Origin of the sequence: Actinomadura sp. NPDC000600 (assembly GCF_040492135.1) — a bacterium.
GTDB lineage: Bacteria > Actinomycetota > Actinomycetes > Streptosporangiales > Streptosporangiaceae > Spirillospora.
The window spans coordinates 90,597-103,466 of the sequence record NZ_JBEUPD010000023.1; the positions used below are offsets into that span (position 1 = coordinate 90,597).

At 72.0% G+C, this 12,870-nt stretch carries 15 protein-coding genes; 10 read left to right on the plus strand and 5 right to left on the minus strand.

What is annotated here, in order from left to right; all coding sequences use genetic code 11:
• The first annotated feature begins 97 nt into the window (after positions 1-97).
• The 4 genes from ABWI07_RS29010 to ABWI07_RS29025 all read left to right on the plus strand — a co-directional run bounded on the left by ABWI07_RS29010 (position 98) and on the right by ABWI07_RS29025 (position 3,048).
• Positions 98-265, plus strand: a complete 168-nt coding sequence (locus tag ABWI07_RS29010) for a DUF8730 family Cys-rich protein (RefSeq protein WP_200841989.1) — start codon at positions 98-100, stop codon at positions 263-265.
• A gap of 142 nt (positions 266-407) precedes the next feature.
• Positions 408-1,241 (plus strand): CPBP family intramembrane glutamic endopeptidase, encoded by an 834-nt coding sequence (locus ABWI07_RS29015; RefSeq protein WP_353820411.1) that lies wholly within the window; start codon positions 408-410, stop codon positions 1,239-1,241.
• Positions 1,238-2,392, plus strand: a complete 1,155-nt coding sequence (locus tag ABWI07_RS29020; protein WP_353820412.1) for a sensor histidine kinase — start codon at positions 1,238-1,240, stop codon at positions 2,390-2,392. Before ABWI07_RS29015 ends, ABWI07_RS29020 begins: the two co-directional genes overlap by 4 nt.
• Positions 2,389-3,048 (plus strand): response regulator, encoded by a 660-nt coding sequence (locus ABWI07_RS29025; RefSeq protein WP_353820413.1) that lies wholly within the window; start codon positions 2,389-2,391, stop codon positions 3,046-3,048. Before ABWI07_RS29020 ends, ABWI07_RS29025 begins: the two co-directional genes overlap by 4 nt.
• A gap of 33 nt (positions 3,049-3,081) precedes the next feature.
• Here ABWI07_RS29025 and vanR-Sc read toward each other — a convergent pair whose 3' ends face one another.
• Positions 3,082-3,768 (minus strand): VanSc-type vancomycin resistance response regulator transcription factor VanR, encoded by a 687-nt coding sequence (gene vanR-Sc / locus ABWI07_RS29030; RefSeq protein WP_353820414.1) that lies wholly within the window; start codon positions 3,766-3,768, stop codon positions 3,082-3,084.
• Between the two features lie 259 nt (positions 3,769-4,027).
• On the opposite strand from vanR-Sc, the gene ABWI07_RS29035 reads away from it, so the two are divergent.
• Both ABWI07_RS29035 and ABWI07_RS29040 read left to right on the plus strand, forming a co-directional pair.
• On the plus strand, positions 4,028-4,540 hold the full coding sequence (locus ABWI07_RS29035; RefSeq protein WP_353820415.1) for a M15 family metallopeptidase: 513 nt from the start codon (positions 4,028-4,030) through the stop codon (positions 4,538-4,540).
• Positions 4,541-4,563: 23 nt separating this feature from the next.
• Entirely contained in the window at positions 4,564-5,643 is a 1,080-nt protein-coding gene (locus tag ABWI07_RS29040) for an endonuclease/exonuclease/phosphatase family protein (protein ID WP_353820416.1), read from the plus strand.
• Positions 5,644-5,649: 6 nt separating this feature from the next.
• On the opposite strand, the gene sigJ is transcribed toward ABWI07_RS29040, so the two are convergent.
• On the minus strand, positions 5,650-6,588 hold the full coding sequence (gene sigJ, locus ABWI07_RS29045) for an RNA polymerase sigma factor SigJ (RefSeq protein WP_353820417.1): 939 nt from the start codon (positions 6,586-6,588) through the stop codon (positions 5,650-5,652).
• 158 nt (positions 6,589-6,746) lie between these two features.
• Between sigJ and ABWI07_RS29050 the strand changes: the two genes are divergently transcribed.
• On the plus strand, positions 6,747-7,376 hold the full coding sequence (locus ABWI07_RS29050) for an LUD domain-containing protein (protein WP_149260609.1): 630 nt from the start codon (positions 6,747-6,749) through the stop codon (positions 7,374-7,376).
• 40 nt (positions 7,377-7,416) lie between these two features.
• On the opposite strand, the gene ABWI07_RS29055 is transcribed toward ABWI07_RS29050, so the two are convergent.
• Together ABWI07_RS29055 and ABWI07_RS29060 are read right to left on the minus strand one after the other, a co-directional pair.
• A complete protein-coding gene (locus ABWI07_RS29055; protein WP_353820418.1) occupies positions 7,417-7,776 on the minus strand; it encodes a hypothetical protein in 360 nt (119 codons plus the stop codon).
• A gap of 3 nt (positions 7,777-7,779) precedes the next feature.
• Complete coding sequence (locus ABWI07_RS29060; protein ID WP_353820419.1) at positions 7,780-8,607, minus strand: TNT domain-containing protein; 828 nt, start codon at positions 8,605-8,607, stop codon at positions 7,780-7,782.
• A 676-nt stretch (positions 8,608-9,283) separates the two neighbouring features.
• Here ABWI07_RS29060 and ABWI07_RS29065 point away from each other — a divergent pair.
• The 3 genes from ABWI07_RS29065 to ABWI07_RS29075 all read left to right on the plus strand — a co-directional run bounded on the left by ABWI07_RS29065 (position 9,284) and on the right by ABWI07_RS29075 (position 11,742).
• Positions 9,284-9,988: a DUF998 domain-containing protein gene (locus ABWI07_RS29065; protein WP_235036945.1), complete on the plus strand. Its 705-nt coding sequence runs from the start codon at positions 9,284-9,286 to the stop codon at positions 9,986-9,988.
• Between the two features lie 57 nt (positions 9,989-10,045).
• Positions 10,046-10,420, plus strand: coding sequence for a YciI family protein (locus tag ABWI07_RS29070; RefSeq protein ID WP_149260612.1), 375 nt, complete (start codon positions 10,046-10,048; stop codon positions 10,418-10,420).
• Positions 10,421-10,491: 71 nt separating this feature from the next.
• Complete coding sequence (locus ABWI07_RS29075; RefSeq protein ID WP_353820421.1) at positions 10,492-11,742, plus strand: RNA polymerase sigma factor; 1,251 nt, start codon at positions 10,492-10,494, stop codon at positions 11,740-11,742.
• A gap of 48 nt (positions 11,743-11,790) precedes the next feature.
• Here the strand turns inward: ABWI07_RS29075 and ABWI07_RS29080 are convergent, their stop codons facing one another.
• Positions 11,791-12,834, minus strand: coding sequence for a hypothetical protein (locus ABWI07_RS29080; protein WP_353820422.1), 1,044 nt, complete (start codon positions 12,832-12,834; stop codon positions 11,791-11,793).
• Positions 12,835-12,870 lie beyond the last annotated feature (36 nt).

Sequence of the window (12,870 nt, forward strand, 5' to 3'; positions counted from 1 at the left end):
TGCGATTCCATATACCCCCTGGGGTATCATTCGGACAGAGAAGCATCACCATGTAGTAAGGGCCACCGGCCCGGGACCCGAACAGAAGGAGAAGCCCATGTGCCAGCGCGCCGTTTGCCGGAAGTGCCAGCGCGCCACCTACCGGGGGTGCGGCCAGCACGTCGAGCAGGTGCTCGCCGGAGTCCCCCGGTCCCAGCGCTGCAACTGCGACGAGAAGGAGGCCCCCGCCGGAAACGCCTGGACGCGCCTGTTCCGCCGCAGCTGACATCCGGCGCGCGGAGGCTTGTCCCCCGTGCGAGCTACAGGCGGATGTCCACCGTGCGGTGAAGATCCGGGAGGGGGTGGATCCATAGCGTTTCGGGCGAAGCCGCGGCACTCCGGCCGCGGAACCCCCCGAAGGAGTCAGCATGCGACTGCTGAAGCAGCTCGTGGTCGTGGTGGTGGTCGCCGCCGCCGGCGGCGCGGGCGTCAACGGCGCCGACTGGAACCCCGGCCTCACGCTCGTCCTCGGCGCGGCGGCGGCGCTGGTCAGCCTGTACACGTACCGCTGGGTGGTGCGCCGGACCGAGCACCGCGAGCCGGCGGAGCTGGCGCTGAAGGGCTCCGCCGGCGCCCTCATCCGCGGGATGCTCATCGGCTTCGCGATGTTCGGCGCCGTCATCGTGAACATCGCCTTCCTCGGCCACTACCGGATCGACGGGTTCGGCTCCGCCGGCGGCGCGGTCGCGCTGCTCGGCTTCATGGCCGCCGCCGCGGTGACGGAGGAGGTGATGTTCCGCGGCGTCCTGTTCCGGGTCATCGAGGAGCGCACCGGCACCTTGGTGGCGCTGACGCTGACCGGCCTGGTGTTCGGCCTGATGCACCTGCCCAACCCGAACGCCACCCTGTGGAGCTCGCTCGCCATCGCCATCGAGGCCGGCGGCATGCTCGCCGCCGCCTACGTCGCCACCCGCAACCTCTGGGTGCCGATCGGCCTGCACTTCGCCTGGAACTTCGCCGGGGGCGGGATCTTCGGGACCGAGGTCTCCGGCAAGGACGCCCCGGACGGCCTGCTCAACGGCGTGACCTCGGGCCCGCCCCTGCTCAGCGGCGGCGAGTTCGGCCCGGAGGCGAGCCTGTACTCGGTCGGCGCCGGTGCGGTCCTGACGATCGTGTTCGTGTGGCTGGCACGCCGGCGCGGCACCATCGTCCCCCTGCGCCGGACCACCCGGGCCGCCGCCACCGCTACGCTCGCCCAGTGATCGACGTCCGGCGGGGCCGGGAGCGGTGGCGACGGCTGGACGTCACGGTGCGGGACCTGCCGTTTCCGCTGCTGCTGGTCGCCGGGGCGTTCGTCCCGGCGCTCCAGGCCCACGGGACGCAGGTCGGCGATCTGCCCGCCCGCCCGTTCGACGCGCTGGCCGTCCCGGTCATCCTCCTCACCTGCCTCCCGCTCGCCGTGCGCCGACGCTGGCCGGCCGTCTGCGTCGTCCTCGTGTCGCTCGGCTTCGCCGCCGAACAGCTCCGCGCCTACCACTCGTTCACGGGCAGCGCCCTGGCGTTCGCGCTGGTGAGCGCGGGCGCCCACATGGAGCGCCGCCGGTACGCCGTCGCGGCCGGCCTCTCCGCCGGCTACGTGGCGCTGGCGTTCGCGCTCGACCGGATCGGCTCCCCCGAGCGCCTGGACGGCTTCGCCACGTTCTACCTGGCGGCCGCCTTCGCGTGGGGCGTCGGGGCGTGGCTGCGCTCCACCCGGGCCGTCGAGGCGGAACGCCGCCGCCGCGTCGCCGAGGCCACCCGCGCGGCCGAGCGCACCCGCATCGCCCGCGAGCTCCACGACGTCGTCACCCACCACGTCACGGCGATGGTCGTCCAGGTGGAGGCGGCGCGGTACCTGACCGCCGCCCCCGACCGCCTCGACGCGACCCTGGGCGCCGTCGGCGACACCGGGCGCCGGGCCATCACCGACCTGCGGCACCTGCTCGAACTGCTCAACCCCGATCATGGAACCGATCCCCGGATGCCGTCCGTCGGCGAGCTCCCCGCGCTCGTGGAGCAGACGCGCCAGGCCGGGCAGCCGATCGAGTTCAGCACCGCGGGCGAGCCGGCGGAGTCCGCCGGAAGCGCCGAGTTCGTGGCCTACCGGGTCGTGCAGGAGTCTCTGACGAACGCCCTCAAGTACGCCCACGGCAGCCGTACCGTGGTGCGGGTGCACTACCGCGACAAAGAGATCAGCGTGGAGGTCGGCACCGACGCCTCCGGGTCGCCGGCCGCGTCCCCCGGCGGGAGCGGCCGGGGCCTCGCCGGGCTCCGCGACCGGGTAGGCGCCCTCGGCGGCGACTTCAGCGCGGACCCGCGGCCGGACGGCGGCTTCGTCGTGCGGGCCCGCATCCCGTCGGGGAGTCCTTCGTGAGCACGCCGGTCCGGGTCCTGGTCGCCGACGACCAGGCGCTGATCCGCACCGGATGCTCGACGATCATCGACGCGCAGCCCGACCTGGAGGTGGTGGGCGAGTGCGGTGACGGCCGCGCCGCCGTCGACCTCGCCCGCCGGCTCGTCCCGGACATGGTGGTGATGGACGTCCGGATGCCGGTCCTCGACGGCATCGCGGCGACCCGCCTGCTGGCCGGCGCCGGGGTCGCCGACCCCGTCAAGGTGCTCGTGGTGACCACGTTCAACCTGGACGAGTACGTGTACGAGGCGCTGCGCGCGGGAGCGAGCGGCTTCCTGCTCAAGGACGCCCCGCCGGCGCAGCTCCTGCACGGCATCCGGACCGTCGCGGCCGGCGCCGCGCTGCTGGCCCCCGAGGTGACGCGGCAGCTCGTCGGCAGGTACGCGGCGCGGATCCGTCCCGCCGAGGAGACACCGGCCGTCGACGTGCTGTCGCCGCGTGAGATGGAGGTGCTGCGCCTCATCGCCGACGGCCTGTCCAACAGTGAGATCGCCGCGACCCTGGTGCTCAGCCAGGAGACCGTCAAGACGTACGTCTCCCGCATCCTCACCAAACTCGACCTGCGCGACCGCGTCCAGGCGGTGGTCTACGCCTACCGCCGAGGCCTGGTGAACTGAACCGGGCACCGCACCCCCCGGTGCGCAGCGCCTCTATCCGCGCTCGTCTCCGGCGTCGGCTCCTGTGTCGATGCGGTAGCCGACGCCTGGGACGGTGGCGATGATCCAGGGTTCGCCGAGGCGTTTGCGCAGGGCCGAGACGGTGATGCGCACCGCGTTGGTGAACGGGTCGGCGTTCTCGTCCCACGCGCGTTCCAGGAGTTCCTCGGCACTGACGACACCGCCTTCGGCGCCGATGAGGACTTCGAGGACGGCGAACTGCTTCCTGGTCAGCGCGACGTATCGGCCCTCCCGGTAGACCTCCCTGCGGAACGGGTCCACCCGCAGGCCCGCGATCTCCCGCACGGGGGGCCTGCTGTGGGCGCGGCGGCGGTCGAGTGCCCTGAGCCTGAGCGCGAGTTCCTGCAGCTCGAAGGGCTTCGTGAGGTAGTCGTCGGCGCCGAGCCCGAACCCGGAGGCCTTGTCGTCGAGACGGTCGGCCGCGGTCAGCATGAGGATCGGCATGCCGCTGCCGGAGGCGACGATGCGCCTGGCGATCTCGTCACCGGAGGGTCCGGGGACGTCGCGGTCGAGGACGGCGATGTCGTAGGCGTGGACGCCCAGCATCTCCAGAGCGGTGTCGCCGTCGCCCGCGATGTCGGCCGCGATCGCTTCGAGGCGCAGGCCGTCGCGGATGGCCTCCGCCAGGAAGGGCTCGTCCTCGACGATCAGCACGCGCATGCCTTCGATGCTAGAAGCCGGTGCATATCGTCGGCGTATCGAAAACCGCATACGCGCCTGCAACGCCACACTGCCTTGACTGGCTGGTATGTCTGGAACACCACCATCAGCGCGAAGTACGACCCGCCGGGTCCGCTGGTTCCTCGTCGCCGGGCTGATAGTGGTCGCAGCGGCGATCGCTTCGACCTTCGGCTACCGGTCGCAGAACGACTCGTCTTCCCCCGCACCGCCGTTGACGTCCTCATCGGTCGTATCGCCCTTGGCACCCTCGACCGCACCGCCCCCGAAGGCTCCTCGCAGGGAGCAGCGCGGAGCGGTCGGCAAGGCCGACGGGGTCGTCCCCGACGGCGTGACGGTCTTCGACGACGCGTTTCCGGCCGTGGCCAACCTCGATCCAGGCCTGCTGAAGGCCCTCCGCCGGGCCGCGGCGGACGCCGCGGACGACGGGATCGAGTTCTACGTCAACAGCGGCTGGCGCTCCCCGGCCTACCAGAACCGGCTTCTTCGCGACGCGGTCTCCAAGTACGGGTCCGAGGCCGAAGCCGCCCGATGGGTGGCCACCCCGGCGACGTCGCTTCACGTGTCGGGCGACGCGGTCGACATCGGCCACTCCGATGCGGCGGCGTGGCTGTCCCGGCACGGCGCCGCGTTCGGGCTGTGCCAGGTCTACCGGAACGAACCGTGGCACTACGAGCTGCGCACCGACGCGGCCGATCGGGGTTGCCCGCACATGTACGCCGACCCCGCCCAAGACCCGAGGATGCACCAGTGAGCGGCAGTGAACGAGGACAGACGATGGCACGGGTGGACTCGGCGGAGACCGGACAGGACGACGCCGACGGCCGTGACACCGGCTCCGGCACCTGGCGCGCGGCCGTCCGGCGGGCGGTCCGCGCCGCCTCCCGGCCGGGGCCCTGGAAGCGCGGGCCGGTCCTCGCGGCACTGGCGCTGCTGCTGGGCCTGTTCATGCTGCTGCACGCGGAGATCCCGAACCGGATCGGGAACCTCGGCAGCCTGGCGGAGACCTTCCTGCCGTGGTTCGGCCTGTTCGTCCCGGTGCTGCTGGCCGGGGCGCTGTGGCGCCGCTCCGCCTCCGCGACGGTCGCGCTGCTGGTGCCGGTCCTGGTGTGGCTGAACCTCTTCGGCGGCCTGCTCGGCGACAAGTCCCGTCCGGGCGGCGGCTTCGTCGTGGCCAGCCACAACGTCGGCGCCGGCAACCCCGACCCCGTCCGCACCGCTCGCGACCTGGCCGCCTCCGGGGCGAACGTGCTGGCGCTGGAGGAACTGCCCCAGGAGGCCACGGCCACCTACGAGAAGGAGCTGGCGAGGGCGTACCCGCACCACACGGTGCAGGGCACGGTCGGGCTGTGGAGCAAGCTGCCGCTGTCGGACACCCGGCCGGTCGACATCCAGACGGACGCTGGACCGCTGGGGGCCGCCAAGTCGGCCGAGGCCAAGATGCCCGGCAACCGGGCGCTGCGCACCACGGTGGCCACCGACCACGGTCCGCTGGCGGTCTATGTGGCCCACCTGGGGTCCGCACGCGTGAATCCCAGGGCGGGCTTCTGGACGGCCCACCGCGACAGGAACGCGAAGGCGCTGGGCCAAGCCATCGCCACCGAGCGGAGTGAACGGGTCGTGCTGCTCGGCGACCTGAACGGCACCATGGACGACCGCGCGTTCGACGGCATCACCTCCCGGATGCGCTCGGCCCAGGAGGAGGCCGGGGACGGCTTCGGCTTCACCTGGCCGGCGGCGTTCCCGATGGTGCGGATCGACCAGATCCTGGTCAGAGGCGTGCAGCCGCGGGCCGCATGGATCCTGCCGGCCACCGGCAGCGACCACCTCCCGGTGGCGGCCGAGATCACCTGGTGACGTCCGTCAGGTCGTCGGCCAGTGGCGGAGTTTTTCGGGGTTGCGTATCACCCAGATGTGCTTGATCCGGTCGTCCACGACGTCGAACGCGAAGACCGTCACGGTGGCGCCGTCCTGCTGGGCCACCAGTCCGGGCCTGCCGTTGACCGTGCGTTCCAGGAACGCCATGTCGTCGGGCCTTCGGCGGGCGATCTCGGCCCAGGCGTGTGCGATCCGCTCGCCGCCTTCGATGGGGTTCAGGAAGGTGAGGGCGAGGCCGCCGCCGTCGGCGGTCGCCGTGGCGTCGGGGTCGAGCAGGCCGATCAGGGCACCGATGTCCTTGGCCTCCCATGCCCGCTTGAAGTCCTTGACGATGCCGGCCTGCCGGGCCGTCGGGCTCGCGGGGCCCCGCGACTCCCGGACGCGGCGGCGGGCCGAGGAGGCCAGCTGGCGGCAGGCCGCCGGCGAACGGCCGACGATCTCGGCCACCTCGGCGAAGGGGTGGCAGAAGACGTCGTGCAGCACGAACGCGACGCGCTCGGCCGGGGTCATCGAATCGAGGACGACCAGGAACGCCATGCTGACCGACTCGTCCAGGGTGACCCGGTCGGCGGGGTCGGGGGTCGCGCCGCCCGGCCGTCCGCTGATCCACTCCGTACGGTCCGGCAGCGGCTCGGGGATCCATTCGCCGACGTAGGTCTCCCGCCGGGCCCGCGCCGAGCCGAGCATGTTGAGGCAGATGCGGCCGGCGACCGTCGTCAGCCAGGCGCCGGGGCACTCGATGGCGTCCTGCTGCTCCCGCGACATGGCGTACCAGCGGGTGTACGTCTCCTGCACGGCGTCCTCGGCCTCGGCCAAGGAGCCCAGGAGCCGGTACGCGAGATTGGTCAGATGACGCCGCTCCCGCATCAGGGCGTCCAGGCCGGGATCGGGCCCATCCTGGCCTGGCCCGTTTCGGGTGGTCATGGTGCTGACGGCTCCCTCGGTCGGCTCTGCCTTCACCGGTTCGACCGGACAGGGCACCGGAATGTGAGGCCGATGCGTCGCCTCACATTCGGAGGAGCCATGTTGTCGGACTGCTGAGACGAACACATTGTTCAGCGGACAGGAAGCTCAGAGACACCATGACTACCCCGATCCCGGCGGCGCCCTTCACCGACCCCGCCCCGGAGCAGCGCCTGGAGCGGGCGGCCGCCGCGCTGGCCGCCCACGGTTTCACCGTCGAAGTCCTCGAAGACGCCGCCGCCGCGCGTACCCGCATAAAAGCACTGATACCCGAGGGCGCCGGCGTCTTCACCGGGGCCAGCGAGACCCTTCGCCTGTCCGGCATCGACGAGGACATCAACGGCAGCGGACGGTACGACGCCATCAAGCCGCGCGCCCTGGCCATGGACCGCGCCACCCAGGCGGACGACATCCGGCGGCTGCTCGCCGACCCCGACGTCATCGTGGGCAGCGTAAACGCGGTCACCGAGACCGGCTCCCTCGTGATCGCGTCGGGCAGCGGCAGCCAGCTGCCCGGCTACGCCGGCGGCGCCGACCGGGCGATCTGGGTCGTCGGGGCGCAGAAGGTGGTACCCGACCTGGACACCGCGCTGCGGCGCGTCGAAGAGCACTGCCTCCCGTTGGAAAGCGCCCGCACCCAGGAGGCCTACGGGTGGCCCAGCGCCATCAACCGCCTTCTCATTCTCAACGCGGAACACCGTCCCGGGCGTGGCACCGTCCTTCTGCTCCGCGAGGCCATCGGATTCTGAACCACTGATCGGGCGGCGCTCCTCGGAATGGCAAAGGCCGTCAATTCTCGTCCGGTGGACGCTCGCCGCTTCCTTGGGCGTCGCGGGCGCGGCGGTATTCCTCCCATGCGATGCGCTGCGATTCCACGATCTCCTCGACGCTCGGCAGTTCGCCCGGCGGTGGAGGCGGTGCCGAGGAAGTGACGAGGTCGTAGAAGAAACGGCACGCGTCGTCCTCTTCGGCGAAGCCGCGCATCTGCACGTACTCGCCGCGCTCGCAGAGCCCGACGGCCCAGCGGCCCTCCCGCCATCGCAGGTAGAGGTACTCGCTGGGCCGCCAGGCCGGCTCATGGACGCCCTCGATCTCGTACTCCCGAAAACCGGCGCCGGTCAGCGCCGCTTCGAGATCGTGGCGGTCCAACGGTCAGTAGACCCGCCGCAGGTACTTCTTGTGCACGAGCCACTTCACCGAGAGCATGCTCGGCGCGCCGCGGACGTAAGCCCCCATGAGGACGTACTGGAGCCCCCGACCCGGCTGCTGGAACGCGGGTTCGGCCGGGCCCCCGTCCACCGAGAAGGACCGCGCGACGCGGTACACGTGGTAGTTGCACAGGTGCTTCGGGTCGTCGGCGCGCGTGTTGAGGCTGTCCGGCGGCAGCGCGCGCGACGCGAAGGACGCCCCGGCCGGCGACAGGAACCGGCCGGTCTCCGCGCCGAACCGGTCGATGAACTGGCCGGCGCGCAGCCTCACCCTGAACCGCGCCGGGCGGCTGTTGACGTCCCGGAGCTGGTGGGCGAAGCCGTCGTCCGGCGGGTAGCGCCAGCCGGGCGGGACCTTGGTCTCGTCCCAGTACTGGTACAGGAACTGCGAGGGCGACAGGGGGCCGTAGCGGTCGTAACCGCGCAGCAGAAACCCGAAGTATCCGTGGCGCGGGAGCCGCACGGGCCCCAGGCGCGGGTCCCGCTTCACATAGGGCGGCCCGCAGATCTTCCCCTTGCCGTGGCCGGCCTCCTCCGCGGCCTTCGCGAAGCCTTCCGCGGTCGTCGGCACCGCCTGCGGCTGCTCCGACTGCCGGGCGCAGTCGTCGGCCTGCCTGATGATCTCCCTTGCGCCGACCGCCAGCGGGGCGGTGCACGCGTCCGCCCGGGGTGAGGGCACGCTCTCGGAATGGGCGGCCTCCGCGGTTCCCGTCAGCGTGACGGTGAGGCCGAGGATCGCGGCCGAGATGGCGCCGCCTCTGAATACCCGCATTCGCTCTCCTGTTGCGTCGGTGGTTCCCGCTCCCCCGAAGGGGACCTCAGACGAGCGGGCCGCCGATGAGCGCGTACTGCCGGTTTCTGGAAAAACTGCGGTCGAGGTCCGTTCGCCGACTTGACGGTTCCCCGGCCCCGCCCACGTGATCAGCCGCCCCGGCAAACACCCGACAAAAAATCGCCGGACAAAAAAGGCAACCCACCGGAGTCACCAAAAACGCCCGCTGCCCTTAGCCATTTCCGCCGGGTTCACCGCAGTGGGCGGCAAGGAAGGGCTGCGGCGCCGCCCACCCGGCGGCACGGCCGGGTCCCGGGCGAGCGCAGGCGTGATCGGCGCCTTCTTCTTCAGACAGGTGGGCCGCACCGGCACCCGCCAAGCGCCGACCGCGGGGGCGGCAGGGCGCAGGGTGCCTCGTTGCGGCTGAGCGTCGTGCTGGCGGCGGTCGTCTTCCCCTTCCGCGCATGCCGGGGGGCGTGGAGGCAGTCGGTTCCGGGGCGGGATCTTTTGCGGTTCACGTGGGCTGACCAGGGAGAACTCGCTCGGTCGTCAGTCGTCGAAGAAATCTCTGAGAAAAATCCGGGTGGGCTGTCGAATCGGTGTCGTCTCGTTCGAAGAGTGCTCAGAGGGCCGAGAGGCAGCAGGAGCCGGGCCCGGGGCATGTGAGGAGAGCACCGTGATCGAGCAGCGGACGAGGAGCACGTCGAAGGCCACGCACCGGGCCGCCTGCGACCGGGAGACCAGCGTCACCAGGTCGCTCCTGGGGTACGGCGTCATCGCCGGGCCGCTGTTCGTCGCGGTGGTGCTCGCCCAGGCGCTGACCCGCGACGGCTTCGACCTCAGCCGGCACGCCTGGAGCCTGCTGGCCAACGGCGACCTCGGCTGGATCCAGGTCACCGACTTCGCGGTGGCCGCGGCGACGACCCTCGCCTGCGCGGTCGGCCTGCGCCGTGCCCTGGGCCGGGGGCGGGGCGCCGTCTGGGCTCCTCGCCTGATCGGCGGTTACAGCGCCGGGCTGCTCGCCTCGGGCGTCTTCCGCGCGGATCCGGCGATGGGCTTCCCCGCGGGGACGCCGGAGGGGCCGGGGACGGTCAGCTGGCATGGAATGCTCCACTTCGCCTGCAGCGGCGTCGGCTTCCTCTGCCTGGTCGCCGCCTGCTTGGTCATCGGCAGCCGGTTCGCCGCCGAAGGCCGCAGGGGGTGGGCCGCCTACTCCCGGCTCAGCGGTGCGCTGTTCCTGGTGTCGTTCGCCGCGATCGCCACTGGCGGAGGCGCCGCATGGGCCACAGTGACCTTCATCGGCGGCGTCCTGATCAGCTGGGGCTGGATCTCGGCCCTGTCGGTCCACCTGTACCGCCGCACCGCGCCCGGCCGCGCCTGAGAAAGAACCCTCCCCCGACCATTCGTTCGTCCTGAATCACCATCGAAGGAGAGCACCATGCGATACATGATCACCCTGCGGGTCATCGACCAGCCCGACACCCCGCCGCCGGCCGACCTGATGGAGGCCATCGCCAAGCTCGGGGAGGAGGCGACCCGGTCCGGCGCCCTGCTCGACACCGCCGGGCTGGCCCCCAGCTCGGAGGGCACGCGGATCACCCTGACCGGCGGTGATCTCAGCATGGTGGACGGGCCGTTCACCGAGGCCAAGGAGCTGATCAGCTACGCCATGTTCGAGGTCCGCTCGAAGGAGGAGGCCGTGGAGTGGGCCTCCCGCTTCCTGAAGGTCCACCGCGACCACTGGAAGGGCTGGGAGGGCGAGGCCGACCTGCTGCGCGTGATGGGCCCCGAGGACTTCGCCGCCCCCGCCTGACCGGCTCACCTAACCGACGCCCCCGGCCGGAATCCGGCCCGGGGCGTCGGCCCGCGTGCTTTGATCGGTCCATGACGGGCGGCGACTCACACCGGACGGTCGAGGCGGTCTGGCGGATCGAGTCCGCCCGGGTGGTCGCGAGCCTGGCCAGGCTCGTCAACGACGTCGGCCTGGCCGAGGAGCTGGCTCAGGACGCCCTGGTCATCGCACTGGAGCAGTGGCCGCGGGACGGCGTGCCCGACAACCCGGGCGGGTGGCTCATGCTCACCGCCAAGCACCGGGCGATCGACCTGATCCGCCGCAACGCCCGCTACGCCGACAAGCTCGCGGAGGTCGGCCGGGACGTGGAGCTCCGCCAGGAGTCGGCCGAGGCCGAACTCGTCGACGCCCTCGACGACCACATCGGCGACGACCTGCTGCGCCTGCTGTTCACCGCCTGCCATCCCGTGCTGCGGCCCGAGGGGCGCGTGGCGCTGACCCTGCGCCTGCTGGGCGGCCTGACGACGCAGGAGATCGCCCGGGCCTTCCTCGTCCCGGAGCCGACCGTGGGGCAGCGCATCTTCCGGGCCAAGCGCAACCTCGCCGACAAGCAGGTGCGGATCGAGCTGCCCGCGCCGGACGAGCTGCCCGCCCGGCTCGCGTCCGTCCTGGAGGTCATCTATCTGATCTTCAACGAGGGCTACTCGGCGACCGCCGGGGACGGCTGGACGCGCCCGGCGCTGTGCGAGGAGGCGCTGCGCCTGGGCCGCGTCCTGGCCGGCCTCATGCCGGACGAGGCCGAGGTGCACGGCCTGGTCGCCCTGATGGAGATCCAGGCGTCCAGGCTCCGTGCCAGGACGGGCCCGGAAGGGGAGCCCGTCCTGCTCCTCGACCAGGACCGGAGCCTGTGGGACCGCCTGCTCGTCCGCCGGGGGCTGGCGGCCCTCGCCCGCGCCGAAGCGCTCGGCACGCTGGGCCCGTACGGGCTCCAGGCCGCGATCGCCGCCTGCCACGCCCGCGCGGCGGCGGCCGAGGACACCGACTGGGAGCGGATGGCCGCCCTGTACCGGGTGCTCGCCCACCTCGCGCCCTCCCCCGTGGTGGAGCTGAACCGCGCGGTCGCGGTGGGCATGGCGTACGGCCCGGCACGGGGTCTGGAGATCGTGGACGCCCTGCTGGAAGAGCGCTCGCTCAGGAACTATCCGCAGCTGCCCGCCGTACGCGGCGACCTGCTGGAGAAGCTGGGACGCCTGGACGAGGCCCGCGAGGAATTCCGGCGGGCGGCCGAGCTCACCCGGAACGAGCGCGAGCAGGCCCTGTACCTCGCCCGCACGGAGCGGTGACTCCCGGCCGCCGCGGCTCGCGGCGGCCGTTCGCGGCCATCCGCGACGTCAGCGGTGGATGCCGAAGATGTGCGCGGTGTGCGGGGTGTCGACCAGGGTGTGGGGGGCCAGGGCGTGGTACGCCCAGACGTGCACCCATGCGTTGCCCGTGCGGACGGTGAGCCAGGCCTTCACCATGCCGGGGCCGAAGTAGGTGAGCAGCAGGAAGGCGATCGAGATCGCCGCCTCCCGGGGAGAGCCGTACTCCGCCCACGAGTCCCACACGTGCAGCGCCGCGTAGGTCAGGCCGCCGAGGATCACCGTCGTCGCGATGGAGCCGGTCAGCTTCACGAAGCGCGGTATCAGGATCGCGTAGATGAACACCATCGTCGGCAGGACCGTGCCCGCCATGTAGAGGAGGAAGGTGAGCGGTACGCCCAGCAGCAGCTGCCTGCCGGTGAGGTCGAAGATCTCCGGATGCAGCGCGGCGATCTGCACGGCACCCTCGACCACCAGCACGACGACGATCAGGCGGAGGTCGCCGCGCCGGTCGGCGGAGACGAGGTTGAGCGCCCTGGCCGGGTAGCGGCGCCAGAAGTACGCCAGCGGCGCGAGCGCGAACACCACCAGGTTGTAGCCGGCCCAGGCGATCGCTTCCGACCGCGCGACGTGGTCGTCCGTCTCGTTCACCGAGCCCGCCAGGTGCAGGCCGAACGGGTGCCAGCCGAACGCCCGCCCCACCGCGAAGCCGAGGGCGAGGCCGCCGGCTCCGTAGGCGAGGAGCAGCAGGGTCTCGCGGAGCGCCGTGGCGCGCTCGGGGGCGCGGGCCGCCAGGTCGGGTCCGGGCCGGCGGCGGGTGAGGAAGAAGACCAGGGCGATGATGAGGAAGACCTCGGCGAGGCGGACGTTGAAGTCCAGCAGGTAGGCGGACGTGGAGCGTTCCGCGGCGTCGTGCAGGTGGAGCGGGAGCCTCCGGCCGGCCAGGGCCAGGATCAGCGCGTTCGCCGACACCCACCCCAGCACGGCCAGCCGCACGGCGCGGTTGCGGAACAGCGATCGGGCCGTGCCGCCGCCCGCTGAGGGATCGGTTCGCGAGGGGGATTCGAGGCGCATCGGAGGACTCCGTTCGATCTAGCACAACTGTGCTAC